The organism is Bacteroidota bacterium (genome assembly GCA_038746285.1).
GTDB lineage: Bacteria > Bacteroidota > Rhodothermia > Rhodothermales > JANQRZ01 > JANQRZ01.
The window spans coordinates 16127-41164 of the sequence record JBCDKT010000001.1; the positions used below are offsets into that span (position 1 = coordinate 16127).

Below are 25038 nucleotides of genomic sequence, written 5' to 3' on the forward strand. Positions count from 1 at the left end.
CGCTCTGTTCGTCGCTCTCGCTTGACGAACGGGTGTGGACAAGCCGGTACGAAAGCCGGCTCACGGGTGTAGATATCGTGTGGGAAAGTTGACTTGCAGGAAAGGCCAATGTCCGGTTATTTACTGGGCACGGCTCTACGCGAATCTGCCTCCTCCCCACATCAATAACGGACACCCCGCCATGCCCCGTACCACGAAGACGCCCCCGCCCTCCGACACTGCGCACGGCCTCACCGTCGACCGCACGTTCTCCACCGAGGGCGACGGCCCCTTCGACAGCCTCGAGTGGGAGCACCGCGACGCGGCCATCAAGAGCCACACCGGCGAGGTCATCTTCGAGCAGAAGGACGTCGAGTTCCCGACCTCGTGGAGCCAGCTCGCGACGAACGTCGTCGCCTCGAAATATTTCTACGGCGACATCGCCGCCGGCAACGGGACCCCCGCCGACGGGCAGCGCGAGTACAGCCTCAAGCAACTCGTCCACCGCGTCACGCGCACGATCGCCGACTGGGGCCGCGACCAGCACTACTTCGCCTCCGACGCCGACGCCGAGACGTTCTACGACGAACTGACCTGGCTCTGTGCCAACCAGTACGGTGCCTTCAACTCGCCGGTCTGGTTCAACGTCGGGCTCCACCACCAGTACGGCATCCGGGACTCGGGCGGCAAGACGATCTACGGCTGGGACCCGGCGACGGACACCATCCAATCGGTCGACCCCTACGAGCGCCCGCAGGGAAGCGCGTGCTTCATCATCTCGGTCGACGACTCCATCGACGACATCTGGAAGCTGATGGAGGAGAGCGCCCGGCTGTTCAAGTTCGGCTCGGGCGTCGGGGCAGACTGGAGCACGCTGCGCTCGACCCACGAGAAGCTCTCCGGCGGCGGCATCCCCTCGGGCCCGGTCTCGTTCATGAAGGTCCAGGACGCCACGGGCGGGACGATCAAGTCGGGCGGCAAGACGCGCCGCGCGGCGATCATGCAGACGCTCAAGTCGTGGCACCCGGACATCCGCGAGTTCGTCGCGGCTAAGATGGAGGAGGAGAAGAAGGCCCACGCCCTCATCGAGCAGGGCTACGACGGCAGCTTCAACGGCCCCGCCTACGGCTCGGTCGCCTTCCAGAACGTCAACCAGTCGGTGCGCGTGGACGACGCGTTCATGCAGTCCGCCGCCGACGGCACCCCCTACGCGCTCCGCGCCGTCACCGACGGCGCGACCGTCGAGACGGTCCAGGCCAAGACGATCCTCGACCAGATCGCCGAGGGCACCTGGGTCTGCGGCGACCCCGGCCTGCAGTACGAGGACACGATCCAGCGCTGGCACACCTGCCCCAACTCGGCCCCGATCAACTCATCCAACCCGTGCGTGACCGGCGACACGCTCGTCGCCACCGAGGCCGGCCTCCAGCGCATCGACGCGCTCGTGGGGACCACCCCGAAGGTCGTCGGCCTCGACGGGAGGCTCCACGACACAACGCGGGTGATCGAGACGGGGATGAAGCCGGTCTACCGCCTCCGCACGCGCGCCGGCTACGAGCTGCGCCTCACGGCCGACCACCGCGTGTGGACCGAGAACCGGGGCGACGTGCCCGCGGCCCAGCTCACCAAGGACGACATCGTCCGCCTCCAGCCGGCGCCCTTCGGCACCGAGACGCTGGGCGGCGACACGGCCGAGTACGTCGGCCTCGTCCTCGGCACGGACCGGCCGAGCGGCGAGGCCCCGGCCCCGTACGACGCGTGGGAAGAGGCGGTCGCCGACAAGGCCCTCACGACAGCGCGCAGCCTCGGCGACGGGGCCCCCCTCTCGCCGAGCCGCTTCGGGACGCTACCCGGCGGCGGCGTGACCGTCGCCCAGCGCACCAGCACCTCGAACGCCGCCGCCGTCTACCGGACGGCGGCGAGCTACGCCATCTTCGACGCCGACGCCTCGGCGCAGCGCCTCACCGACCGAGCGCTCCGCCTCGACCGCAGCGGCGCGGCGGCGCTCCTGCGCGGCCTCTTCACCGCCGCCGGCGTGGTGGTCAACTACGGCAACCGGAGCCAGTACGTCGGCCTCAACTCGACCTCGGAAGAACTGCTCCAGCAAGTCCAGCTCCTCCTGCTCAACTTCGGCATCCGGTCGAAGATCGTCCGCAACCGCCGCCCGCTCGGCCAGATGACGGCGCTCATCCCCGACGGCGAGGAGCTGCGCGAGCAGAAGATCGACCAGATGCACAGCCTCCGCATCTGCCGCTCCAGCCGGATGCAGTTCCAGCAGGAGATCGGGTTCATGGAAGAGAGCCGGAAGGCCGGCGAGCTGCGGACGCTCAACGCCCGCATCCGCACCTACCGCGACCGCCTCGTCGACCGCGTGGACAGCCTCGCCCTCCTCGGGATCGAGCCCGTCTACGACCTCACGGAGCCTGCTACGAGCCACTTCGCCGCCAACGGCGTGGCCGTGCATAACTGCTCCGAGTACATGTTCCTCGACAACTCGGCCTGCAACCTCGCCTCGCTCAACCTCCGCAAGTTCCAGCAGGAGGACGGGACCTTCGACGTGGACCGGTTCTGCGCGGCGTCGCGGATCTACCTCACGGCGCAGGAGATCATCGTCGACAACGCGGGCTACCCGTCGGCCAAGATCGCCAAGAACTCGCACGACTACCGGCCGCTCGGGCTCGGCTTCGCCAACCTCGGCGCGCTCCTGATGTCGATGGGCCTCCCCTACGACTCCGACGAGGGCCGCGCCGTCGCCGGCGCCATCATGGCGATGGAGCACTGCGAGGGCTACGCCCGCTCGGCCGAGATTGCGGCCAACGAGAAAATCGGCCCCTTCAACGGGTTCGAGGCCAACCGCGAGCCGTTCCTCGCGGTGATGCGGATGCACCGCGACGCTGTCGCCGAGATCGACGAGTCCTGCCCGGCCTACCTCCGCGAGGCCGCCCAGGCCTCGGCCGACCGGATGGTCGCGCTCGGCGAGGCCCACGGCTACCGCAACGCCCAGGCGACGGTCCTCGCCCCGACCGGCACGATCGGGTTCATGATGGACTGCGACACGACCGGCATCGAGCCCGACATCGCGCTCGTCAAGTACAAGCTCCTCGCAGGCAAGGGCGAGGGCATGATGAAGATCGTCAACAACACCGTCGGCGACGCCCTCGCCGCGCTGGGCTACTCCGCCCAGGACGCCGAGGCGATCCTCACCTACGTCGACGAGAACGACACGATCGAGGGCGCGCCCGAGCTCAAGGACGAGCACCTCGACGTCTTCGACTGCGCCTTCAAGCCCTTCAACGGCGAGCGGTCGATCCACTACGAGGGACACATCAAGATGATGGCCGCCTGCCAGCCGTTCATCTCGGGCGCGATCTCGAAGACGGTCAACCTCCCCGAGAGCGCCACGCCCGAGGACATCGCGGGGGCCTACCAGCAGGCGTGGGAGCAGGGCGTCAAGGCCGTCGCCATCTACCGCGAGAACTCGAAGCGCAGCCAGCCACTCTCGACCAAGGAAGGCGGCAACACGAAGAACAAGGAGGTCGAGGTCTCCGGCGACGTGTCGGGCGACGGAGCCCTCACCGAGGCCGTCCTCGGCGAGCCGGAGGTCGTCGAGCGGATCGTCTACCAGCCCATCCGCAAGCGCCTCCCCGACGAGCGCCCCTCGATCACCCACAAGTTCTCGATCGCGGGCCACGAGGGCTACCTCCACATCGGGCTCTACCCCGACTCGCAGCTGCCCGGCGAGATCTTCATCACGATGGCGAAGCAGGGCTCGACGGTCTCGGGGATGATGGACGCCTTCGCGACGGCGATCTCGCTCGCGCTCCAGTACGGCGTCCCGCTCGAGGACCTCTGCTCGAAGTTCAGCCACATGCGCTTCGAGCCGGCCGGGTTCACCAACAACCCCCAGGTCCCGATTGCGAAGTCGATCATGGACTACATCTTCCGCTACTGCTCGGTCAAGTTCCTCGGCGGGGCCGAGCCGGAGGCCGACCCGCCCGGCATCACGGACGACGTGGGGGAGGATGTCGTAAACCCTAGCGAGGCCGTTGCGGCCGAGGTTGACCGCAACGGCCCTGCCGCCGACCAGGTCCAGATGAGCATCTTCGACGCCCCGACCGCTGAGGTCAACCCGCTCGTCGGCCAGACGATTGACGCGTTCATGCAGGCTGCCGACGCGCACGCCGTGGCCGAACCGAAAATCGCGTTCCGGAACCAGGAGGACGCCCCCGCCTGCCACGTCTGCGGCAGCATCACCATCCGCGCCGGAGCATGCTACAGCTGTCCCAACTGCGGCGCGTCCACAGGCTGCGGTTGATCTGACGTAGAGGGGGAGGCTGCATCCGAACTAAGCAGCCTCCCCAATTCAGACATCGAGAGGTGCTCTCCTTTCACTCCATCTAGAAATAGCTCAGCCCCGACAGTTGCCGCTGTCGAGGCTGAGAAGTAGCGTTCTGAAAAACGTCGTCTTTGGTGCAGGCCAGCAACCAGCAGACAGTCTCCAGTCCACTCACTTTGGTCCTTCATGGTACGGAATCAGTTCGACAGAATCAAATCGGAAAATCGGTTTTCAAATAACTACGACACGCTCAATTCGCCAGGTTCGCGTGGTCATCGCCTTCGTCAATCGGTCTTAGTCGGGGACCTATTCAGAGGACTGCTCGGAGGTTATACATTCCTCGCAGACGAGGACATCTCCACCAATGAAATCAACGTCCTCCGTGACCGTGACTACGAAGTGCGAGCAGTGCTCGAGGAATTGCCGGGTGCAGATGATACTGACGTTCTTTCTTTAGCGTCCCAGGAAGGCCTGGTACTGCTCGGATGCGATAAGGGTTATGGGACTCTCATCTTTCGCGACGGTCATCCACCGCCATTAGGCGGAATACTATTCAGGGGCCAGCCGCGTAACATCGCGGACTTGACAATGGACGTACTATGTTCGGGAATAGCGCTAATGGGGAATTACATCGTAGTGAGGCCAGGGCAAATGGTTTCTAGGTCTCGTCCACTTCCCCCCCGTTCCAACGGTGAAACTAAGATGGTACTTCTCGAACCTCCACGTCCTCGCATAATCACCCTCGGAGAAAACAAACAGACTGGTTCTTCCTGACCATGCCGATGTCCTGAAACGCTCCTCTCCGTAGATCTCTCCACTCGCTGCGCTCGGTCGAGATGACAAAGGGAAGGGGCCTGTGGTGAGTGCCCATCGAGTCATCCCGAGCGGAGTCTCGGAGAGGCGCAGTCGAGGAACCCGAAGGCTCGGCGAAGCCCATCTCTAGTGGCACAGCGTTCAAGGCGCTCGCATCCCTGTGCCCGGAGCGTTATTCCTCGTCCCGCTTCCGGTCATAGAAGCGACGGGCTGCTGACGGCTTCCCCGGAAAGATCCCTCGACTGCGCTCGGGATGACGTTGGGGAAACCGGTGTTCCTATCGCAATGACAGGCGGGGGTGAGGCAACCTAGCTCTGTGTGCGGAAGTACCACGGAGCAGACCAACCGAGCGAGCCATGCAGGCCCACCGCGCCGAAGCCACCGTAGCCGGGGACGGAAGCATCACCGTCCGCGACGTTCCCTTCTCCGAGGGCGAGGAGGTCGAGGTCATCGTGCTCCCGCGCGTGTCGGCCTCTCCGTCGGACCGCGATGCTTTGAAGGGCAGCGTGCGGCGCTACACCGATCCGTTCGATTCCGCCGTAGACCCGGATACGTGGGACGCAGGACGCAAAGCGTCGTGATCGTTCTCGATACGCACGTCTGGATCTGGTGGGTGACAGGAAACGACCGGCTCACGGAGTCGCAAAAGGAAGCTCTGCGTGAGGGCGAGCAAGACGGCATCGGCGTCAGTGTCATCTCATGCTGGGAGGTGGCAAAGCTCGTAGAGATCCGTCGTCTGGACTTGGACCGGCCCATCGCCGAGTGGCTCCGCCTCGCCCTCAGCTTATCTGGTGTCCGTCTGCTCGACCTGACACCCGAAATCGCTGTCGCCTCCACCACACTACCCGGCGATTTCCACCGCGACCCCGCCGACCAGATCATTGTCGCCACGGCTCGCTCGGCAGGTTGTCCGCTCGTCACGTCGGACCGGCAGATCATCGCATACGAGCACGTAGAGACGATAGCCTGACGGCCGGCACGGATGTGTCATCCCGAGCGGAGTCTCGGAGAGACGCAGTCGAGGAACCCGAAGGCTCGGCGAAGCCCATCTCTAGTGGCACAGCGTTCAAGGCGCTCGCAGCCCTGTGCCCGGAGCGACGCTCATCGCCCCGCTTTCGGTCCTAGGAGTGCTGGGCTCCGACAGTTTCCCCGGAGAGATCCCTCGACTGCGCTCGGGATGACGTCGGAGAGAGAGTGCGCTTACCTTCTGAGCCTAACTGGAGAAGCACCGTCATGGCAAAGACGTACTGGGTCTACATCCTCACCAACCGCTCGGGGACGCTCTACATCGGCATGATGAACGACCTGGAGCAGCGGGTGGCGGAGCACCGGGCGCAGGCGGACTCGGGGGCGTTCACGGCGCGCTACGCGACGGACCGGCTGGTCTACGCCGAGTCGTACCCGACACCGACTGAAGCCATCCGGCGGGAGAAGCAGCTCAAGGCGTGGCGGCGGTCGAAAAAGGTCGCGCTCGTTAGCGCCGCAAACCCGTCGTGGCGGAACCTGAGCCAACCCCCTGAGCAAGTCGTCTCAAGTGAGGCTCGTGGTTAGGGCCGAAGAACCAGCGGAGCTAGCCTGCCGGTCGAGGGAGCCGTCCACTGAGTCCCGACTCTGAGCGTGCCGCCCGTCACTGGGTCATCGCGTAGATGAGGAGGTTGGTGCCCATCCGCAGCGCGGCCTGGCGCTTCTCCGGCGGGTTGTCGTGGACGCCCTCCGGCTCCCACCCGTCGCCGAGGTCGCTCTCGTAGGAGTAGAAGACGACGAGCCGCCCCTCGTGGAACAGCCCGAGGCCCTCGGCGGGCTGGCCGTCGTGCTCATGGATCTTGGGGAGGCCGTTCGAGAACTGGAAGTGCGCCTGGTAGACCGGGTGGTCGAACGGGACGCGGGCGAAGTCCTGCTCGGGGAAGACCTTCCTGATCTCCTGCCGGAGCGTAGCGTCGAGCCCGTAGTCGTCGTTGACGTGGAGGAAGCCGCCGCCGAGGAGGTAGCGCCGCAGCCGCTCCGCCTCGCGGTCGGTGAAGCGGACGGTGCCGTGCCCGTTGAGGTAGAGGTACGGGTACTGGAACAGCTTGTCGCTCGTGAGCTCGACGATCTCTTCGCGCGGGGCTACGTCGAGGAGGGTATGCTCGCGGACGAAGGCGAGGAGCGTCGGGAGCGATTCCTCGCCGCTGTACCAGTCGCCGCCGCCGCCGTACTTGACGCGGGCAATCGTGACCTCGTGCCCGTCGGTCTGGGCGAGCGTGTCAAGGGGTAAGGCGAGGAGGGTCAGCAGAAAGAGAAGGCGGAGCATGCGGAGTGGGTAGCGTTTCGGGCTTCAACGGGAAGGGTACCCGCGTGTTTTGCCTCATGTGAACGTGGCAGTCTCTCGGCGTCGTACCGGCGGCAGAAGGTTTTCCACCCTGTGGAGAAGGGTGTGGAGAACGGTGGACGCGGCGGGGACAGATGCTGCGCTGCTCCGAACTGCCAAAAAGGCCCGCCCGTCAAGCCCTCATCGTCCACGCGATATCCAGCCTGCATCCACAGGCCCTCCGACGTTGACATCGTGTGGAGGAAGCGGGCCGCGCTGTGTGGACGAGCGTGGATACGTGGACAACATCGTCAGACCGAGCCAGGCGATACCACCGGCAGCATTCTTAGCCGTCTCGGTTGTGGACAGCTTCGCGGATAACAGCGGGAGTTTATGCACCGCTTCCCACAGTCTGTTCTTTTTTCCCTTCTCCACATGTCCACAGGCCCTACTACTACATCAACATCACTTATTAAATACTTTATATAGATAGAGCGTGTGGAAGACACCTCAGCCCCTTATATCGGCCTATACCAGTCCGGGCTTAAGCGACCCGTGCTGCGCGCGTGCCGTACCTTGCAGCCCTCACCTCCGCCTCCCACCTCGCCATGCTCAAGCGCATCCTCGTCGCCCTCGACTTTGATTCCGATACCTCCGTTGCCACCCGCTACGCTATCGACATCGCCCAGCGCTCCGGTGCTGAGGTGACGGGCCTCGCGCTCGTAGACCGCAAGGGTGCCGAGGACGAGGCTACGGGTGCAGGGCTCGGAGCGATGTACTACGCCGAGAAGCTCCAGCACGAGCTTTCCGCCGAAGCCCGCGCCCAGGCTCAGGATCTCATCCGGGCGTTCGCGGCCGAGCTCGACCGCGCCGGCGTCCGCCACGGGCGCGACCACGTCGAGGAGGGCGTCCCGTTCGAGCGAATCGTCGAGGACATGAAGTACCACGACCTCCTGGTCGGTGGACACGAGTCGCACTTCTTCTACCCCGACCGCGACAAGCGCACGCACGCGATGAACGAGGTCGTCGAGAAAGGGGCCGCCGCGACGCTCATCGTGCAGCCGACCCACCGTCCGGTCCGCCGGGTTCTCGTGGCCTACGACCGGAGCGTAAGCGCCGCCCGCGCCATGCAGAAGTTCGCGCAGCTAGACGCCTTCGGTGCCGAGCACGTCGAGGTCGAGATTGTCAACGTGCGCGCCGACAACGACGACGCCCGCGCCGAGTCGGAGCTGATGCTCGGCCTGGCAACCTCGTACTTCGAGGCGCACGGGTTCAGCAGCGTCGCCGGGACGAGCCTGCCCGGCAGCACACCGAAGGACCTCCTCCTCGACCACGCCGACCGCACCGGCGCCGACCTCATCGTGGCCGGGTCGCACGCCAAGGCGGGCCTCTCCAAGTTCCTCTTCGGCTCCACGGCCACCGGTTTCATCGAGGAGGCTACCCTCCCGCTGTTTCTGTACCACTAGCGCGGTCGCGTTATACCGCTGCAAGACACGGCTGCGCACAGAACTAGAGTCGTACTGAAATACTCCAGGCGTGCATGGGCGATCGCTTACTCGCGAGGATGTGAGTCTACTACGCGTCCGGCAGACGCGTTACATTGCGTCTCGTCGACACTTGATTACCGGCTCTACCACCTCGCGCCATGCGCAATCCGATCCGTCGGAGCCGAAAAATTGGTAAGACGCAGGGCGGCCGGGTCAAGGACGGTCGGCCGGAAGAGAAGTGGAGTCGTCTATTCCCGGTCAACATCTATCGCCAACTCTCCGAGAACGGGGAGAAGTGGCAGGTGCTTCGGGAGAACCCTTCGCGCGACTACTACCACCCGTGCTCAGGCGACGACTACCTCGCCGTCCTCGACCGGCTCCCGGACGACTTGACCGAGTGCGTCCGCGCCATCGTACTCCGCCGATTACCAAAGGGGGATGAGCGTCTCGGGATTGACGCCCGGCAGCGGTACTCGTGCGTCATTATGAACTCGTTCCCGAAGTCGAACGAGATGCCATGGTCGAAGCGACCAACCAAAACAGCGGTCCAGCACCTCGCGCCGTGGTGCGACCGCTGGCGCTCAGACGGGGACCACTGGCGGCTCGTGTGGGAACCGGAGGAAGTTCAGCGGTACTACCTCTACCACGTTTTTCTCCACGAGGTCGGCCACATCAACCAGCCGTGGTCGTACTCGCACCGCCAGCGCGAGGCGTTCGCAGAAAACTTCGCACTGGAATGGGCTCGCAAACTCGGTGTGCTGTGAGTCGGCGGTAGAGATCTGTTCCCACTGCGAGCGACACCGGGGCGCTCTACTTCACGACGAGGTAGTCGTAGACGATCCGCCCGCGCCGGTTGGTGGTGCCGCGTCCGCGGACGACGACGACCTCGCCACCGACGTAGCGCTTGGCCAGGGTCCGCTGGAGGCCGCTGAGCTCGTCGAACGCGCCGAACACCTGGTGGTCGCGCTCGCGGTTGAGGATCGTCTGGCTGCCGCCGGCAAAGCCCACCGCGAGTTGCTGCGGGATCTCTACCCCTTCCATCCGGCGGGTGGACACCTCGCGGACGGTGTCAGGGCGTCGCAGGCGGAAGCGGCCGCCCTCGCGGACGGCGGCGAAGCCCACCACCCGGTCCTCGAATCGCGAGGCCGGCAGCACGAAGTAGCCCACCTCGGCGTCGCGTCCGTGCTGCACGTAGCGGTAGGCGGCGCGGACGAGCTTCGGCGCGAAGTCGGTCTGGAAGGTGTGGTCCATCGTGGCCGTCCCGGAGACGCGCTCGGTCCGCCCGTCGATCGTGACCGTCCCCGAGACACGGGCGTAGGGGATGTGGAGGAACATCCCGATCTGCTCGTCGCCGAGCCGGAAGACGCCGTCGCCCCACGTCAGCCCGGCGGCGATGTCGGAGAAGGCGAGGTCGACCTCGTACTGGACACCGTTCTTGCTCGCCTTGAAGTAGGCCCGGTGGCGCTGCGGGAGCGCGCCCTCGAAGTAGATGTTCGGGTGGACCTGGAGCCGGTGGGCCCCTTCGGAGAAGACTAGGTCTTCGGCGTCGTACTGCTTGGCAGCGCGGTACGTCCGTCCGCCGAAGCCGGAGATCGAAAACTCGGCCCCGGACACGGAGGACATCAGGCTGCCGAGGTTGGCGCGGGTGAGGCTGAACGTCGCCTGCATCCCGCCGTCGAGGGCGAAGGCGTAGGCCCACGCCTCGTTGTAGGTGTTGCCGGTCGCCCGGTGCGGCCGGAGGTCGGCGACGGTGAGGCCGCGCTGTCCGCCCTCAGGCACCGTCACGCGCTCGTCGGCACCTCGCGCGTCCGCTGCTGCCGTGACCGGCGCTGCGAGGAGGGTCGCGAAAAGAACCGGCAGGAGGAATCGGGTCATCGTCAGGCGTGGGGCTGCGGACCGGCGGCGTGCCGGTCTTCGAGCCATTGCAGGAGGGCGGGCAGGAAAAAGAGCGCGGCGAGGAGCGTCGTCCCGATCCCGATCACGGCGAGCAGGCCGATGGACCGGAGGCCGGGGTGGAACGAGAACAGGAGGCCGGAGAAGCCGATCATCGTGGTCAGCGCTCCCATCGTGACGTGCTCGCCGGTCGAGCGGAGCACGTCGCGGAGCGAGCCGCGCCCCTCTTCGCGGTAGCGGTGGACGAGGTGCACCCCGCAGTCATTCCCGATCCCGAGCACGGCCGGCAGCACGACGAGGTTGTAAAACGTCAGCGAGACGCCGGTTAGTACCGTCATCCCGAGCATCCACAAAATCCCGACCACGAGTGGCAGGAGGGCGAGGAGCGTCCACTTCAGGGACCGGAAGACGAGGAGCATGAGGAGCCCGATCAGAACAAACGTGAGGCCAATCATCAGCGGGCTCTCGGCCAGCATCAGCCGCAGCATCTCGGCCGCCACGATCGAGGTCGACCCCGCGTGGTACGTCGTCCCGCCCACCTCGACCGTACCTACTTCGTCGGCAAACGCCATCGAGAGGCGGGCGTCGCGGGAGAGCGGGACGGCCGGGTAGACGATCACGAACGTGCCGACCTCGCCGGACTTCGAGGTGAACGTCCGCTTGAGATCGACGGGCACGTCGCCGAGCGGGATCGGCTCCGTCGTGCTGGCGGCGCGGCGGACGCGGGCGATCTGGCCCGTCGTGTCCTGGCGCAGGAACGGATCGTTCGTGAGGTCACGGATGCCGTCCAGGCGAGCGAGCTTGGCGCGCGACGCGGCGGGCGTCGTCGGGAAGCGCTCCTGGAGGCTCTCGACAGCGAGGATGAGGGTGTCCTCCTCGGCGCGGCGGCGGAGCTCGTCCACGACGGGCTGCACGTCGGCGGTGTCGTCGAGGACGAGGTAGGCTGGGTTGCGGCGGCCACCGCTGCCGCCGAGCGCGGGGCGGATGCGGTCGGCGCGGTCGTAGTAGGCCCGGTACTCCGGTTCGAGGCTGCTGAAGTTGTACTCGAACCGCTCCTGCGGCAGCGCGAGGACCGAGAGCACGACGGCGACGGCGCTCGCGGCGAGGACCGGCTTGACGGCCGGGAACGGGCGCGGGTCAGAGGCGAAGACGGCCTCGCCTGAATCGACATCTAGGCGCGGATCGAGCCGGAGCAGGCCCCACCGCTCGGCGAGGGCGAGGAGTGCCGGGAGGACGACGAGCATCGCCACGAGCGCGAACAGGATCCCCACGCCGCCGATCAGCCCGAACTCGCTGAAGCCCCGGAAGTCGGCAATCGTGAGGGCGAAGAGGGCGACCGAGGTGGTGAGGGCGCTCACGGCGACCGCAAGGCCGGTCGAGACGAACGTGGTCTCGGCCGCGTCCTCGACCGTGCAGCCCGCGCCGCGCTCCTCGGCGTAGCGGGCGTAGAAGTGGATCCCATAGTCGATCCCGAGCCCGAAGAGGACGAGCGCGAGCGTCGAGGTCATCAGGTTCAGCGTCCCGAAGGCGACGCCGGCGACGCCGAAGGTCCACGCGAGGCTCATCACGAGCGGCAGCCCGATCATCAGCGCTGTCACCGGGAGCCGCGCCAGCTCGCTGAGGATCGTCTCGCGCCGGACGCCGCGCACCTGGAGCGCCTTGTAGAAAAAGTAGAGCACGACGAAGAGCAGCACCGCGCCCGCGCCCAGCCCGAAGCTGCCGCGCACGTCGTCCGTAATGGCGTCGATCTCGATCTGCTGCCGGAGGAGCCGCCCGGCCGTCGTCACTTCCATCTCCGGCTGGAAGCCCGCCGGGCCGAGCGCGGCGACGAGGGAGTCGAGCCGCCGGTAGGTCGTGCGGATGCCGCCGATGTTGGACTGCGCACCCGTCGGGAAGAGGCGGACGGCGAGTACGGTCGAGTCTGGGGAGACCGGGTACTCCTGCACTTGCAGGTTGCCGAGCGAGGCTTCGAGGCCCTCAGTGTCTTCCTCGTCCTCCAGCCCGAGGTCGTCGTCGAGGTCGACGAAGAACGGGTTGGCAGCGAGGCGGGCGTCCTCGGCCTCGGTTTCGAGAAAGGCCTCGAGTTGGTCCAGCTCCTCGCCCGAGGCGAAGTAGAGCGCGTTGAAGGCGAGGAACGTCGTGTCCTTGCGGAACTCGGCGCGCGAGAACAGCGGCTCGTCGCCCGCCCGCAGCGCGAGCGCCTCGGGGATCAGCGCCTCGGCAAAGGCGAGGTTCGCCTCGAACGACGGGCTCTCGATCCCGACATCGACCGGCGTTTCCGAGCCGACCGTCTCGCGGAGCCGTTCGAGGGCCTGGACGCTCGCGTAGTCCTCGGGCAGCAGGTTCGCGAGGTCGGTGTCGATTCGCAGGTCGGACGCCGCCAGGAGGCCCGCAGCGGACAGTGCGAGGCCGAGCAGAACGACCGCGAGCGGACGCCGGACGACGGCGCGGATGAGCGGGCGGAGGGCGTCGAAGAAGCGTTCCACAGACGAGGCAGGGTGAGGCCGAATGGAAGCCGACGCCGGGCCGCGCGGGGTCACATGAAGCCGAGGCGAAGGCGGCCCAGATACGCCGCGCGCCGTGGCGGGTTCAGAAACTGTTTGGCGAACGAAAGTCGCGGCCTGCGACCGGCTATGGCCACCCGCTGCGGCGTCGCGCTCCATCGCCGATGCCTCAGCATCGGCTGCTTCGCGCTCCTTGCGGCGGTCGGACTCGCTCGGTCTCGGCTTCCCGCTCCTTCCCCAAACAGTTTCTCAGGTCAGCACCCACCCCGCGAGCGCCCCGCCGAGGACGATCCAGGCGGCGTTGACCTTGAACCGCAGCGCGAGCACCGCGGCGACGGCGAAGATCACCCACGCGCCCGGGCTGACGAGCACGTCCGCGCCCAGCTTCAGCGTCACGACGGCCATCAGGGCGACCGCGCTCACGTTGACGGCGTCGAGAAATGCCGCCGTCCACCGCGAGTCGCGCAGGCGGGGCACGACCGGGTTGAGGATGCCGACGAACACAAATGCGGGCAGGAAGATGCCGAGCGTGGCGACGGCCGCGCCGGGCACGCCGCCGAGGACGTAGCCGATGAACGTCGCCGTCGTCAGCACCGGCCCCGGCGTGAACTGACCGATCGCAATCGCGTCGAGGAGTTGCTGCTCGGTGAGCCAGCCGTAGTCCTCGACGAGTCCGCCTTCGAGGAAGGCGATGAGCACGTAGCCCGAGCCGTAGAGGACGGCGCCGACCTTGAGGAAAAACAGCCCGAGCGCCCACAGCGACACGCCCGCCGCTGCCCCCGTCGCCCCCACCGCCACCGCGACCGAATCCTGCGGCACAACCGGCAGCAGGAACCCTCCTCCGCTCTTCCGCTCTTCTGCTCTTCCCTGCCAGATTCCCAACACCCCCATCCCCACGATCCCGCCCGCCAGTAGCGCCCACAGCTCGCCCAGCCCCAGCGCCAGCGCCGCGCCGACCGCGAGGCCGAGCACGGCCAGCGTCCAGCTCTTGACGGCCTTCTTCCCGAGCCGCCACAGCGCGCCGAGGATGACCGCCATCACGGCCGGTTTGATGCCGGCCAGAAACGGCGCGACCGCCGGGACCTCGCCGTAGCGGACGTAGAGCCACGCCAGCAGGCCCGTCGAGAGCGCCGCCGGGAAGATGAACGCCCCGCCCGCCACGAACAGGCCGGGCCACCGCCCGCGCTCGTAGCCGACGTGCATCGTCATCTCGGTCGAGTTCGGGCCGGGGACGAGGTTGGTCGCGCCGATCAGGTCGAGGAAGTGCTGCCGGCTGAGCCAGCCGCGGCGCTCGACGATCTCGTCCTCCATCATAGCGATGTGCGCCGCCGGCCCGCCGAACCCGATCACGCCGAGCTTGAAGAACACGCGGGCGAGCACGCCGAGGCCGCCGGATGCGTCGGGGGACGATGGGGACGGGTCGGGCTGCAACTGAGGGCGGGGCGATGGGTACACGGGGCGACGCTCCCGGTACAGTCCGGCCTCGCGCCCGTTCCCCGATGCAGATTACCGAACCGCTATCCGACCCCGCGCCGGTCGACGACGCGCACCCCGTCGTCCTGTTCGACGGCGTCTGCAACCTCTGCAATGCGGCCGTCAACTTCATCATCGACCGCGACCCCGAAGCCGTCTTCCGGTTCGCCCCGCTCCAGTCGGAGGTCGGGCAGCGGCTGACGGCCCGCTGCGGCGTCGGCGGCGGAATGGAGACGATGGTGCTCGTCGAGGGCGGGCGGTGCGCGGCGCGCTCGACAGCGGCGCTCAGGATCGCCCGGCGGCTCGGCGGGGCGTGGCCGGTGCTCTCCCTCCTGCTCGCCGTCCCGGCCCCGCTCCGCGACGCCGCCTACCGCCTCGTTGCCCGCAACCGATACCGGTGGTTCGGCCAGCGCGACGCGTGCCGCCTCCCGACGCCGGAGTTGCAGAGCCGTTTCCTCGGCACGGCGTAGATTCCCGCTCGCCCTGTCACCCGTGGGGGCGTATCGCTATACGCCCCTACGCTGTCTCCCTCCCATGCCCGAGCACACCTACGACTCCATGCAGGTCGGCGACACCTTCGAGTGGAGCCGCACGATTTCCGCCGCCGACGTGCAAGCCTACGCCGACGTCTCCGGCGACGACAACCCGCTCCACCTCGACCCGGAGTACGCCGCCACGACGCCTTTCGGTGAGCCCATCGTCCACGGCGCGTTCCTGCTCGGCGTCGTCTCCAAAGTTCTCGGCCGGGACTATCCGGGGCACGGCAGCGTCGCCGTCTCGCTCTCCGCCAAGTTCCTCCGGCCCGTCCCCATCGGCTCTGAGGTGCGCATCGAGGTCAAGGTGGCCGAAAAGGTCGAGCGCTTCGGACACGTCCGCGTCCGCGTCACGGCCTACAACGAGGCCGGCAAGACCGCCCTCGGCGGCGAGGCCGTCGTCATCCCGCCGAAGGAGTAGCAAGCGTTGCACGATGATTCGGTCATATTCCGCGTGGGATCCAATCCAGCGCCACCGCCCGATAGTCGCGCCCGATGCGGACCGACCACAACAGCGGAGATGTGCCGGGCAGCTTTTTGAAGTGGAGCGACGGGTGGCGTGGGTCGGCTTCGAGCAAGCGGTAGTTCTTTCGCGCCAGTCGCTGCACCGACTCGGGCAGCCGGTCGAACTGCTTCCAGAAGCCGGCCGTTGTGCGGTGCGTCACGGAAGCGGTCGGGTACGCCCCGCCTCGATATCCGCTTCAGCCTCACGGACGAGCGCGTCGAGCCTCCCGGCACGGGCGTCTTCTTCGATCTGCCGGTCCCACTCGTTGGCCCGGTACTCCGCTACCCACTCGGCGAACAGGGCAAGGTCCTCCGACGAGAGTTTCGTAACGGCTGTTTCGAGTTCCTCGATGCTCATGGTCCTGGAGGCAGAACAAGATGCCTCTCCAACGGGAGCCTGTACGTTTGGTTCAGTCAGCACTGGCGGCGAGGCCGTCGTCATCCCGCCGAAGGCATAGGGACAGGATGGATTATGGCTTCTCGGCGCGAAGTACAGCGTCCTCCGATGCGTAGTCAAGAGGTAGTGTGTCGCGGTGTCGCCGCTCCCACGCGATGGTTCGTTTCAGGGCCTCACGCCGACCGACGGGCTCGGCATAGCCCAGTTCTTCGCGGATACGGCTCGTGTCTGTGGCGAGACCGTAGCGGACGTCAAACGGAGGCCGGAGAGGCTCGGGCAAGCGCTCGGCCGGAACGGTGACGATCCGTCCTGTCCAGCCAGCCACCGCTCCAATCTGGCCCACCCACTCCCGCTCGGTCGGTGTCGTCGCCTCTCCGATGTTATAGACGCGCCCGGCTGCCCGTTCGTCAGTCACCGCGAGGGCGATAGCGGCCGCCACGTTCTCAACGTAGCCTCTCGTCCACTGCCAGCCCGCTTGCTTTTCCGACAGCAGAATGGCGGGACGGCCGTCGTCCATGCGCCGGAGGTACGGCCGGAGCCGGTGCTGCCGGTCGCCCGGTCCGTAGACGGCGGGGAGCCGGAGGACGGTGCCGAGCAGGTCCGGCGCGCTCAGGACAGCCTGCTCGACCAAAAATCTTGTCGTAGTCGTCAGCCCACGGCTGCGGGAGGCCGCAGCCTCGGTACGGGAACCGCGTCTCGCGGAGTGGGGCATCTTCCCGGAGCGGGGCCGGATCCGGCGAGGCTGTCGCCTGCCCGCGCGCGCCGTCGTAGTTCCGGTACACGTCGGCGCTGCTGAGGGCGATGACGCGTCGGGCAAGGCCTCGGAGCGCCTCGACCAGGGTGCGAGCGTGCTGCTCGGTGTAGAGGATCAGGTCGAGGACGACTTCTGGCGCGAACCGCTCTAGCTCGGAAGCCATACCAGAGAGGCTGCTGCGGTCGCCGAGGATGTGCCGTGCGCTGGCCGGCAGGTCGGCGCTCGTCTCGCCGCGATGGAGCACGGTGACCTCATGCCCCTGCTCGACCAGGAAGCGTACGGTGTGAGGGCCGATGAATCCGGTCGCTCCGATGGCAAGGACTCTCACTGGGACATTCCTGCTGCTGAGAGCGATGTTGCGCTCAGCGCTGGGGCAGCTTGAGGGGGGTGCCGGCCGAGATCTGCTAAGGTTCGCGCCCTTCGCTTCCACCGAACTGCCGGGTCGAGTGGAACACCGAGAGAATCTCTACCTCTTCCTCGCCCTCTGCGTCACTGACGAGGTGGAAGATGCGGTAGCCTTTGTAGATAATCTCGCGCAGCGCAGCGTCCTCGATCTCCGGCACCGCACGGCCTGAGTTGGGGAAGACCTCCAAGCGCTCGACCGCAGCGAACGCGCCGTCTACGAACGCCTGAGCGTAAGTCGGTGCCTCGCGTGCGAGGTAGTCGCCGACAGCTTCGAGGTCGGCCAGCGCCTGCGGAGACCAGATTACTCGTGCCACCGCTTCATCCGGCGCTTTGCCTCATCGTGCGGGATACCCTCTCCGGCGGCGAGTTGCTCGCGTCCGCGCTCGATCTTCTGGAGCATGTAGACCCGCTCCATCACCTCCTCAAAGGTGATGTCGCTTGGCATCTCTTCCACGGCGCGGAGCACCCGGTCACGGACAGTCGTTTCGGTCATAGTGTTGCGTTTGCTGGCAGCGTCAAGGCCTAGTGGTACGATAGTACAAACGGTGCGTTTCTCTGAGCACGTTCAGCGCTGGGGCAGCTTGAGGGGGGTGCCGGCCGGGATCTGCTCGCCGAGCGACACCTCGTTCATGATGGCGAGGCCGTTGGCATCCAGACCGGTCGGCATCGGGCGGCCGCTGAGGAACGTCTGGAACGGCGCCGTCCGGTTGGCCTCGAATACGTCGAGGCGAACAGGCTGGCGGTTCAGCTTGTCGCTGTCGGTCAGGCGGTCGAAGCTGCGGGCGGTGCGGTCGAACGCGTCGCGGTAGGTGCCGAGGTCGCCCGCGCCGGTGTACCCGAGGAATTGGAAGACGTTGCCGTCATACTCGACGAACGTGGCGAGGAGCGCGACCTCGCCCTGCTGCGTGCTGGCCGTCCCGGTGACGGTGTAGGCCGTGTTGCCGTTGATGCGGGTGGGGCTCTGGTCCGAGACCTGCAACCCCTGCTGCCCGGCGAAGGCCCGCCCGGCGGCCTGCGCCGAGGATTCCTGCGCGAACGTGAACTGGATGATCGCCCGCCCGTTCTGCTCGGCGATCTGGACCGCCGCCGCGCCATTCGCGACCTGCCAGCCGTTGGGGTAGTCGAACTCGAAGCGGAGGTCGGGGTGGTAGAAGACGCCGTTCTCAGTAAAGCCCTGGCGCGGGTTCGTGCCGAGGACGAGGCCGTCGATCTGGCGGAGGTAGGCGGCGCTGTTGACGGCGGTGCCGGTGTCGTACTGCGCGGCGAGCTGGGGGATCGTCTGCTCGCGCTCGCCCGGGTCGGGGTGGGTCGAGAGGAACGAGGGGAGGCTGCCGCCGCCCTGGGCGCTCAGGCGGCTGAGCGAGCGGAAGAAGCGCGCGGCCTCGGCCCCGTCGTAGCCCGCGAACTCGGCGTAGGCCACGCCGGCGCGGTCGGACTCGCGCTCGGCCTCGCGGCTGTTGGAGAGGAAGAGGAGCTGGACGCCGGTCCCGCCGTAGTTCAGGATGCCCTCGGCCACACCCCCGCCGCCGACGACCCCGCCGAGCACCGCCGCGCCGAGCAGCCCGATCTGGCCCTGCTGCGCCCGCAGCGCTCGCTGCGACGAGTGCCGCCCGAGGACGTGCCCGATCTCGTGCCCGAGGACGACGGCGAGCTGGGCCTCGTTTTCGAGGTGGGCCAGGAGGCCGCGCGTGATGTACGTGTAGCCGCCCGGCAGGGCGAAGGCGTTGACCACATCGCTGTCGAGGAGGCGGAAGTAGAACGGCGTGTTGCGGATCTCGGCCGGCGTGGTGGGCTCGGAGTAGGCACTCGTCTGGAGCACCTCCTGGCCCATCCGCTCGACGTAGGCCTCGAGGCCGGGATCGTCGTAGAGACCGAACTGGGCGATGATCTGCTGGTCGGCCTCGCGGCCGATCTGGACCTCCTGCTGCCAGGTATACGCCCCGCGCACGGTCTCGCCGGTGATGAGGTTGGTCGACGCCTGGCCGCACCCGACGAGGGGCAGCGCGGCGAGCAGGAACAGGAAGAAGAGGGGCCGGAGGTGGGGATTCATGGGACCGATGGGAGTAGATGGAGAGAGGCAGAGAGAGGAGAGAGGGCCACGCCGAAATCTTACGAAACGTCGGCATCGACGGGCGCGGCGACTCCTCCGTGTACGATGCGAATCGCCCGGTGAGTTTCCGCGCCGAAGTCCACGGCGTCGTCGAACGGCTCGCTGCGGGCGGCGGTGATCAGGCTCTGGCCGACGGCGTCGGACTGCAGAAGCTGCAGGAAGATGTCGGCCCGGCGCGGGTCGAGGTCGCCGAAGACGTCGTCGAGGAGGAGGAGCGGTGTTTCTTCGAGGCGGTCGCGGAGGTAGAAGTACTTGGCGAGCTTGAGCGCGAGGCCGAACGTCCGGTGCTGGCCCTGCGAGGCGTAGGGGCGGACCTCGAACGTGTTGAGCCGGAAGACGAGCTCGTCGCGGTGCGGGCCGGCGAGCGTGCGGCCCCGCTCGCGCTCGCGCCGGGCGAGGCGGTGGAGGGTGGCCCGGAACGCCTCGGCGATGTCGGCCTCGGTCGTCTCCTCGGCCAGCGGCACGGCGGTCTGGTATTCGATGCTCGGCTCCTCGCCTACGGCCTCGATCCGGGCGTAGGCCTCGGCCAGAAACCCCGCGAACTCGGCGATGAACCGCCGCCGCCGCTCGATCAGCCGCGCCCCGAGCGTGACGAGTTCTTCGTTCCACGCCTCCAGCGCGGCGGGGTCGGGCGCGGTGCGGCTCCGGCGATGATGCAGCAGAAGCGCATTGCGCTGCTTCAGCGCCCGCCGGTAGCCCATCAGGTCGCCCAGGTAGGTCGGCCGCGCCTGGCTGAGCGTGTTGTCGAGGAACCGCCGCCGCTCCTCCGGCCCGCCCGCCGTCAGCGCCCCGTCTGCCGGCGCGAGCACGACGACCGGAAGCTGCCCAACGACCTCCGAGAGCCGGTCGATCGGGGCCTTGTTGAGGAAGAGCCGCTTGCCCTCGTCGGGTACGTAGACGAGGCGAGCGGTGAGGCTCGGCCGCTGCTCGCCCTCGAACGCGCCCTCGACCTCGAAGTAGGGGCAGCCCTGCCGGAGCGCGTGGGTGTCGGTCGAGGTAAGGAAGCTCTTGGTCAGGCAGAGGTAGTGGACGGCCTCCAGCAGGTTCGTCTTCCCCGCCCCGTTCGGGCCGACGATCAGGTTGACGCCCGGCGCGAAGGCGACCTCGGTCTCGGCGTGGGCGCGGAAGGAGAGCAGGCGGAGCGAGCGGAGGCGCATGCGGACGTGGGAGAGGAGCGCGGGGTGATACCGGTGCCTGCCGGGCGGGTTCGGCGGCACCTGTATCCGAAAGCGCATGCCGATTGCGCTGCATATTTACCTGCGAAGAGGTAGCTTAGGCCGGAAGCGTAGGATACACTCGCTTTGCTGCCATGCGCGTTCTCTCTCTCCTCTTCCTGCTCATGCCCGGCGTGCTTGCCCGGCCGGACTGCGAGGCCGTGTTCCAGCGTGCCCAGGCTTCCTTCGACCGGCTCGACACCCGGACGGCGGATTCGCTCGCGGTGGCCGCGACGCGGCGTGCGTTCCAGGAGGCCCGCGCCTGCTACGCCGCGACGCCGACCCTCGACAGCACGGCGGCGAACCACCTCGCCCGCGCCTACGGACGCGACGCGCAGATTCTCCTCGAGACCGGCCAGATCGACGAGGTCGCGGCGCTCATCGACACGTTCTTCGACGGGCCGTACCTCCGGGCCGACTCCGCCGGCGTGCGCTACATGCTGGAGTTTCGGGGGTTCATTCTGGACCAGCAGGGGCGCGTCGAGGAGTCGCTGCGCGCGCGGCTGCGGCTGCTCGACTATGCCGCCTCGGCGACGCCCGCCGTCCGCACGCGCATCTGGATGGGGCTGGCCGGAGCCTACGACCGGCTCGGGCAGTGGGACGAGGCCCTAGCCATCTACGAAACGGTTCAGCGCACGCTTGGGGCCGAGCCTGAGCTTGAGCTGCAGCTCCGCGTCAGCCTCGCCCGGGCCTACACGCGGGAGGCCGAACTTCGGATCCGCCAGTCTCGTCGCCCTGACGCAGCCGCGCGGAGCCTCGTGGCGGCGCGCACTGCGACCGACTTGCTGCGCGGCCTCCCCTCGCCCCGCGCCGAGCACTTTCTGGTCTTCGCACGGATCACCCTCGCCGATGCCTACCTCGCGCAGGGCCAAGCCGACTCGGCGCTCGTCGTGGTGCAGGCGGCGGCCGACCTCGCGGCGCGGTTGCAGCGGCCCTCGCGCAGCGCAGAGATCACGAGTTGGGAGGCCGTTGGGACGACGCACCTTGCGCTCGGCCAGGCCGAGGCCGCGCGCGCGGCGTTCGAAGAGGCACTGGCCGTGGGCGACCGCTACGGCGTGCAGATCCGCCGCCCCGATCTCTTCGGCAGCCTCGCGCAAGCCTCGATGCGTCTCGGCGACTTCGCGCGCGCCGACTCACTCGTCGGGCAGGCCCTCCGCCTCGTCGAGGCCGAACGGGCAGGGCTGAGCGCCGAGGTCGAGGCGAGCCGGGCCGGGACGTGGTACGACACCTACCTCACCCGCGTCAGCCTCCTCCTAGCGCGGCAGCGCCCGACCGACGCCTTCCTTGCCCTCGACGAGGCCCGCGCCCGCGTCCTGCGCGACCTGCGCCACCGCCGCGTGCTGCTCGGCGACCTCGCGCCGGAGACCCGCCGCCGCGCCGACAGCCTCACCGCGACGCTCGAAGCCCGCCACCGCCGCTTCGCCGAGCCGGACCTCGACCCGGTGGAGCGGCTTCGGCTTCGCGGGGAGATCGAGGCCCTCGAAGCGGACCGGGCCGCCGTGCTCGGAGACGGGGGCGCGAGCGTCACGGCGGACCTCGGCCGGATGCAGCAGACGCTCGCCGCCCGAGGCCAGGTGCTGCTCACCTACCACCCCGCTGCGCCGCAACACGCCTTCGTACTGCGCCCCGACACCCTCGTCGCTGTGCCTCTTGCCGATGACCTCGACGCGGCCCGGATCGAAGCGCTGATGGCGGCCGTGAGCCCGCTCTGGGTGGAGGGCAGCGGCCCGGTGGACCCGTTAAACCTCGCCTTCGACCCGGCTCCGCTGAAGACGCTTTACGACCTCCTGATCGCACCGGTCGCGCCCTACCTGCCGGAGGGTGCAGGACTCGTCGTCGTGCCAGAGGGGCCGCTGGCCCAACTGCCGTTCGGGCTGCTGCTCGAAGAGGCCGTCGCGCCCACGGACCCGATGGGCACGGCCCCGTTCCTGCTGCGTCGTCATGCGATCTCGACTGAACTGGCAGCGGGACTGCTCGCGGAGGACGAAGCCCCGTCAGGAGCGGCTTCGGACCTGGTCGCCTTCGGGCGGAGCGCCTTCGGCGGGGTCGAGACCGACTCGCCGCTACGCTCGGTCTACGAGGAGGGTGCGCCGCCGGACCTCCCGAACGTGGCGCGCGAACTGGCCGACCTGGGGCGCCGCTTCCCGTCGGCCTTCGTCGCGCTCGACGAGGAGGCGACGGAGTCGCGGTTCTACGAGCGCCTGGAGGACGCGCGGCTGCTCCACATCGCCTCGCACGCCTTCGTCGAGGACGCCAACCCGCTCGGGAGCTACATCCAACTCTCGCCCGACCCCGACAGCACCGAGGACGGGCGGCTCTACCTCTACGAGCTGATGCAGCAGCCGCTCGCGGCTGACCTCGTGGTGCTGAGCGGGTGCCGCACGGCGCGCGGGCGCGACCTCCTCGGCGAGGGTGTCCTCGGCCTGCAGTACGCCGTCCGCGCCGCCGGGGCCGCGAGTACGCTCGGCACGCTCTGGCGCGTGGACGACGCCGCGACGGTCGAGCTGATGGACGGGTTCTACGCCCACCTCGCGCGCGGCGAGCGCAAAGACGTAGCCCTCCAGCAAGCGCAGCTCGACTACCTCGAAACCCACGGCGGGCTGCGCAGTAGCCCCTTTTTCTGGGCCGCGCCGATCCTCTACGGCGACCCGAGTCCAGTCCCCATTCCGTCCGGCTTCGGGGTCTGGTGGTGGATCGTTGGCGCGGGCCTGGTTGCCTCGGCCCTGCTGCTGCCCCGCGCGTTGCGCCGCAGGAGGCCCGGCACCCCTCCCCCCGCGTAGCCTGTCGACCCTGCGATGCGATCCATTCTGCTCAGGCGTGTAGGAGCGTACGGCATCGACATCACGCTGCTTTTCGTCATCCTGACGCCGCTCGGCTTCCTCGTCCAATGGATGCTCGGGCTCGGGCCTTCGTCCACACCCCAGGAGGTCTACTTCACCCTCGTCCTCAACTTCTCGCTGCCCGTCTGGGTCTACTTCACGCTGGCGGACCGGTCCGAGAGCGGGGCGACGCTCGGCAAGCGCTCCCTCTCGATTTGCACCCAGGCGGAGGGCGGAGAGCCGGTGGGATTGGGGCAGGCGCTGGCGCGGACGGCAGTCAAGATGGTCCCGTGGGAGGTCACGCACGCCTCGGCGTTCCTGTTCGCCCCCGCCATCGGCGAACTAGCGACGGAAAACTGGGTAGGGATCGGCGCGGCGTACGTGCTGGTCTTCGTCTACCTCGTCGTTGCATGGCGCACGCAGGGCCGCCGGAGCGTCCACGACCTCGTCGCCTCCACGAGCGTCGAGCGCGCCGCTACGTCCCTCTCGCACTCTGCCTACGTCTCGTAGACGCATTTGCCTCCGCACTGCACTCCCTCTCCTTCCGATGGCTGAGTCCGACCTCTTCCGCGAACTGCAGGCGCTCACGACCGAGACCCGCAACCCGCGCTCGATGCGGATCGACGCGGCCTCGACCGAGGACATCCTCCGCATCATCAGCGACGAGGACGCACGCGTCGTCCCCGCCGTCCGCGCCGAGCTACCGTACGTCGCCGAGGCCGTCGAACTCGTGGTCGATGCGTTCAAAAACGGGGGGCGTCTAGTCTACGCCGGGGCCGGGACGAGCGGACGGCTCGGCGTCCTTGACGCCGCCGAGTGCCCGCCGACGTTCGGGAGCGACCCCGAGCAGGTGCAGGGCCTGATCGCAGGTGGCCAGGCGGCGATGTTCGTCGCCCAGGAAGGGGCCGAAGATCACGAGTCGAACGGGCGCGACGCGCTCGGCGAGGCGGGCGTGACCGAGCGGGACGTGGTCTGCGGGATCGCGGCGAGCCGGCGGACGCCGTTCGTGGTCGGGGCCGTCAAGCACGCCCACGCGCTCGGGTGCACGACGCTCTTCGTGACCTGCAACCCGCGCGAGGCGTTCGACCTCCACGAGGTCGTCGATGTGGCGATGTGCCCGGCGGTCGGGCCGGAGGTCATCATGGGGTCCACGCGGATGAAGAGCGGGACGGCGCAGAAGCTCGTCCTCAACATGATCACGACCGCCGCCTTCGTCCGGCTCGGGAAGGTCTACGAGAACATGATGATCGACCTCCAGATGACGAACGCGAAGCTCGTCGAGCGCTCGAAGCGAATCGTGATGACGGCGACCGGCGTGGGCTACGAGGAGGCTGCCGGCATCCTCGCCGAGGCCGATGGGCACGTCAAGACGGCGCTCGTGATGCTCCTGGCCGAGGTCTCCGCTGACGCCGCCCGCGAGCGTCTCGCGGCGGCCGGCGGGTTCGTCCGGCAGGCGATTGCGGGGTGAGCGTCGAGGGACCCGTCGGGCTGCCTGTTCGTTGCACAGGACCCAACCGTAGGGGCGCAGCA

Annotated in this window: 22 protein-coding genes and 1 pseudogene; 11 read left to right on the forward strand and 12 right to left on the reverse strand. The window is 68.0% G+C overall.

Annotated features, from left to right (window positions below):
* Positions 1-181 precede the first annotated feature (181 nt).
* The 4 genes from AAGI91_00090 (at position 182) to AAGI91_00105 (ending at position 6679) form a co-directional block, all read left to right on the forward strand.
* Complete coding sequence (locus AAGI91_00090) at positions 182-4294, forward strand: LAGLIDADG family homing endonuclease (GenBank protein ID MEM1041006.1); 4113 nt, start codon at positions 182-184, stop codon at positions 4292-4294.
* Positions 4295-5484: 1190 nt separating this feature from the next.
* Positions 5485-5709, forward strand: a complete 225-nt coding sequence (locus AAGI91_00095; protein ID MEM1041007.1) for a hypothetical protein — start codon at positions 5485-5487, stop codon at positions 5707-5709.
* Positions 5706-6098, forward strand: coding sequence for a type II toxin-antitoxin system VapC family toxin (locus AAGI91_00100; protein MEM1041008.1), 393 nt, complete (start codon positions 5706-5708; stop codon positions 6096-6098). The genes AAGI91_00095 and AAGI91_00100 overlap by 4 nt, the downstream gene beginning before the upstream one ends.
* A 263-nt stretch (positions 6099-6361) precedes the next feature.
* Positions 6362-6679 (forward strand): GIY-YIG nuclease family protein, encoded by a 318-nt coding sequence (locus tag AAGI91_00105; GenBank protein MEM1041009.1) that lies wholly within the window; start codon positions 6362-6364, stop codon positions 6677-6679.
* Between the two features lie 76 nt (positions 6680-6755).
* Here the strand turns inward: AAGI91_00105 and AAGI91_00110 are convergent, their stop codons facing one another.
* A complete protein-coding gene (locus AAGI91_00110; GenBank protein ID MEM1041010.1) occupies positions 6756-7418 on the reverse strand; it encodes a DUF4159 domain-containing protein in 663 nt (220 codons plus the stop codon).
* Positions 7419-7981: 563 nt separating this feature from the next.
* On the opposite strand from AAGI91_00110, the gene AAGI91_00115 reads away from it, so the two are divergent.
* Both AAGI91_00115 and AAGI91_00120 read left to right on the forward strand, forming a co-directional pair.
* Positions 7982-8881 carry a universal stress protein gene (locus tag AAGI91_00115; GenBank protein MEM1041011.1) on the forward strand — a complete coding sequence of 300 codons (900 nt, stop codon included), beginning with the start codon at positions 7982-7984 and terminating at the stop codon, positions 8879-8881.
* A gap of 179 nt (positions 8882-9060) precedes the next feature.
* Positions 9061-9666, forward strand: a complete 606-nt coding sequence (locus AAGI91_00120) for a hypothetical protein (protein ID MEM1041012.1) — start codon at positions 9061-9063, stop codon at positions 9664-9666.
* A gap of 46 nt (positions 9667-9712) precedes the next feature.
* On the opposite strand, the gene AAGI91_00125 is transcribed toward AAGI91_00120, so the two are convergent.
* The 3 genes from AAGI91_00125 to chrA all read right to left on the reverse strand — a co-directional run bounded on the left by AAGI91_00125 (position 9713) and on the right by chrA (position 14730).
* The gene (locus AAGI91_00125; GenBank protein MEM1041013.1) at positions 9713-10777 is read right to left on the reverse strand and encodes a hypothetical protein; all 1065 of its coding nucleotides are present in this window, start codon (positions 10775-10777) and stop codon (positions 9713-9715) included.
* 2 nt (positions 10778-10779) lie between these two features.
* The gene (locus tag AAGI91_00130) at positions 10780-13281 is read right to left on the reverse strand and encodes an MMPL family transporter (protein ID MEM1041014.1); all 2502 of its coding nucleotides are present in this window, start codon (positions 13279-13281) and stop codon (positions 10780-10782) included.
* A 267-nt stretch (positions 13282-13548) separates the two neighbouring features.
* Positions 13549-14730, reverse strand: a complete 1182-nt coding sequence (gene chrA / locus AAGI91_00135; GenBank protein MEM1041015.1) for a chromate efflux transporter — start codon at positions 14728-14730, stop codon at positions 13549-13551.
* A 68-nt stretch (positions 14731-14798) separates the two neighbouring features.
* On the opposite strand from chrA, the gene AAGI91_00140 reads away from it, so the two are divergent.
* Positions 14799-15242 (forward strand): thiol-disulfide oxidoreductase DCC family protein, encoded by a 444-nt coding sequence (locus AAGI91_00140; protein ID MEM1041016.1) that lies wholly within the window; start codon positions 14799-14801, stop codon positions 15240-15242.
* Positions 15243-15306: 64 nt separating this feature from the next.
* Positions 15307-15726 (forward strand): MaoC family dehydratase, encoded by a 420-nt coding sequence (locus AAGI91_00145; protein ID MEM1041017.1) that lies wholly within the window; start codon positions 15307-15309, stop codon positions 15724-15726.
* Positions 15727-15748: 22 nt separating this feature from the next.
* On the opposite strand, the gene AAGI91_00150 is transcribed toward AAGI91_00145, so the two are convergent.
* The 8 genes and pseudogenes from AAGI91_00150 to AAGI91_00185 form a co-directional block, all read right to left on the reverse strand.
* Positions 15749-15970 (reverse strand): hypothetical protein, encoded by a 222-nt coding sequence (locus tag AAGI91_00150; GenBank protein ID MEM1041018.1) that lies wholly within the window; start codon positions 15968-15970, stop codon positions 15749-15751.
* Positions 15967-16167: a hypothetical protein gene (locus tag AAGI91_00155; protein MEM1041019.1), complete on the reverse strand. Its 201-nt coding sequence runs from the start codon at positions 16165-16167 to the stop codon at positions 15967-15969. Before AAGI91_00155 ends, AAGI91_00150 begins: the two co-directional genes overlap by 4 nt.
* A gap of 112 nt (positions 16168-16279) precedes the next feature.
* Entirely contained in the window at positions 16280-16837 is a 558-nt protein-coding gene (locus AAGI91_00160) for an NAD-dependent epimerase/dehydratase family protein (protein ID MEM1041020.1), read from the reverse strand.
* 172 nt (positions 16838-17009) lie between these two features.
* Positions 17010-17390: pseudogene (locus AAGI91_00165) on the reverse strand (NAD-dependent epimerase/dehydratase family protein).
* Complete coding sequence (locus AAGI91_00170; protein ID MEM1041021.1) at positions 17365-17679, reverse strand: type II toxin-antitoxin system RelE/ParE family toxin; 315 nt, start codon at positions 17677-17679, stop codon at positions 17365-17367. The pseudogene AAGI91_00165 and the gene AAGI91_00170 overlap by 26 nt, the downstream one beginning before the upstream one ends.
* Positions 17667-17858: a hypothetical protein gene (locus AAGI91_00175; GenBank protein ID MEM1041022.1), complete on the reverse strand. Its 192-nt coding sequence runs from the start codon at positions 17856-17858 to the stop codon at positions 17667-17669. Before AAGI91_00175 ends, AAGI91_00170 begins: the two co-directional genes overlap by 13 nt.
* A gap of 72 nt (positions 17859-17930) precedes the next feature.
* Positions 17931-19415 (reverse strand): M48 family metalloprotease, encoded by a 1485-nt coding sequence (locus AAGI91_00180; protein MEM1041023.1) that lies wholly within the window; start codon positions 19413-19415, stop codon positions 17931-17933.
* Positions 19416-19474: 59 nt separating this feature from the next.
* On the reverse strand, positions 19475-20632 hold the full coding sequence (locus tag AAGI91_00185) for a DNA replication/repair protein RecF (GenBank protein ID MEM1041024.1): 1158 nt from the start codon (positions 20630-20632) through the stop codon (positions 19475-19477).
* Positions 20633-20784: 152 nt separating this feature from the next.
* Here AAGI91_00185 and AAGI91_00190 point away from each other — a divergent pair, with 152 nt between their 5' ends.
* Genes AAGI91_00190 through murQ form a run of 3 tightly spaced genes read left to right on the forward strand, consistent with a single transcriptional unit; the run spans position 20785 to position 24976 of the window.
* The gene (locus tag AAGI91_00190; protein ID MEM1041025.1) at positions 20785-23469 is read left to right on the forward strand and encodes a CHAT domain-containing protein; all 2685 of its coding nucleotides are present in this window, start codon (positions 20785-20787) and stop codon (positions 23467-23469) included.
* Positions 23470-23484: 15 nt separating this feature from the next.
* Positions 23485-24018: an RDD family protein gene (locus AAGI91_00195; GenBank protein MEM1041026.1), complete on the forward strand. Its 534-nt coding sequence runs from the start codon at positions 23485-23487 to the stop codon at positions 24016-24018.
* Positions 24019-24055: 37 nt separating this feature from the next.
* On the forward strand, positions 24056-24976 hold the full coding sequence (gene murQ / locus AAGI91_00200; protein MEM1041027.1) for an N-acetylmuramic acid 6-phosphate etherase: 921 nt from the start codon (positions 24056-24058) through the stop codon (positions 24974-24976).
* The last annotated feature ends 62 nt before the right edge of the window (positions 24977-25038 follow it).

Excerpts from the sequence above, each read along its gene's own strand:
- AAGI91_00120 (MEM1041012.1), top strand. The coding sequence starts at position 9,061 with ATGCGCAATCCGATCCGTCGGAGCCGAAAAATTGGTAAGACGCAGGGC.
- AAGI91_00090 (MEM1041006.1), top strand. The coding sequence starts at position 182 with ATGCCCCGTACCACGAAGACGCCCCCGCCCTCCGACACTGCGCACGGC.
- AAGI91_00155 (MEM1041019.1), bottom strand. The coding sequence starts at position 16,167 with ATGAGCATCGAGGAACTCGAAACAGCCGTTACGAAACTCTCGTCGGAG.
- AAGI91_00180 (MEM1041023.1), bottom strand. The coding sequence starts at position 19,415 with ATGAATCCCCACCTCCGGCCCCTCTTCTTCCTGTTCCTGCTCGCCGCG.
- murQ (MEM1041027.1), top strand. The coding sequence starts at position 24,056 with ATGGCTGAGTCCGACCTCTTCCGCGAACTGCAGGCGCTCACGACCGAG.
- AAGI91_00185 (MEM1041024.1), bottom strand. The coding sequence starts at position 20,632 with ATGCGCCTCCGCTCGCTCCGCCTGCTCTCCTTCCGCGCCCACGCCGAG.
- AAGI91_00145 (MEM1041017.1), top strand. The coding sequence starts at position 15,307 with ATGCCCGAGCACACCTACGACTCCATGCAGGTCGGCGACACCTTCGAG.
- AAGI91_00105 (MEM1041009.1), top strand. The coding sequence starts at position 6,362 with ATGGCAAAGACGTACTGGGTCTACATCCTCACCAACCGCTCGGGGACG.
- AAGI91_00175 (MEM1041022.1), bottom strand. The coding sequence starts at position 17,858 with ATGACCGAAACGACTGTCCGTGACCGGGTGCTCCGCGCCGTGGAAGAG.
- AAGI91_00125 (MEM1041013.1), bottom strand. The coding sequence starts at position 10,777 with ATGACCCGATTCCTCCTGCCGGTTCTTTTCGCGACCCTCCTCGCAGCG.
- AAGI91_00110 (MEM1041010.1), bottom strand. The coding sequence starts at position 7,418 with ATGCTCCGCCTTCTCTTTCTGCTGACCCTCCTCGCCTTACCCCTTGAC.
- AAGI91_00195 (MEM1041026.1), top strand. The coding sequence starts at position 23,485 with ATGCGATCCATTCTGCTCAGGCGTGTAGGAGCGTACGGCATCGACATC.
- AAGI91_00140 (MEM1041016.1), top strand. The coding sequence starts at position 14,799 with ATGCAGATTACCGAACCGCTATCCGACCCCGCGCCGGTCGACGACGCG.
- AAGI91_00095 (MEM1041007.1), top strand. The coding sequence starts at position 5,485 with ATGCAGGCCCACCGCGCCGAAGCCACCGTAGCCGGGGACGGAAGCATC.
- AAGI91_00190 (MEM1041025.1), top strand. The coding sequence starts at position 20,785 with ATGCGCGTTCTCTCTCTCCTCTTCCTGCTCATGCCCGGCGTGCTTGCC.